This is a genomic window from Marinobacter sp. EN3 (genome assembly GCF_000475315.1).
Lineage (GTDB): Bacteria > Pseudomonadota > Gammaproteobacteria > Pseudomonadales > Oleiphilaceae > Marinobacter > Marinobacter nauticus.
This window is the reverse complement of sequence record NZ_AXCC01000008.1, coordinates 1-224: the sequence shown is the minus strand read 5'-3', so window position 1 is coordinate 224 and position 224 is coordinate 1. Positions and strand designations below refer to the sequence as shown.

Sequence of the window (224 nt, the reverse complement as noted above, 5' to 3'; positions counted from 1 at the left end):
GGCGGTGTTAACCACCGGGAAGACTACCAGCACTACGACTACCCCGGCCGCTACAAAGCCGACGCCAGCGGCCAGCCGTTCACCCAGAACAAACTGGATGCCCTTAGAAACGACGCATCCATGGCCAACGGCAAAAGCAACCGCCCGGACTTCACCCCCGGCGCCAAAGTGGAACTGCAGGACCACGACAGCCAGACCCTGAACCGGGAATGGCTGCTCACCGC

1 protein-coding gene is annotated in these 224 nt (G+C 62.5%); it reads left to right on the top strand.

Annotated elements, in window-relative coordinates; genetic code table 11:
• Positions 1 to 224 (top strand): contractile injection system protein, VgrG/Pvc8 family (locus tag Q675_RS23415; RefSeq protein WP_036192953.1); only part of this gene is annotated, 224 nt, incomplete at both ends.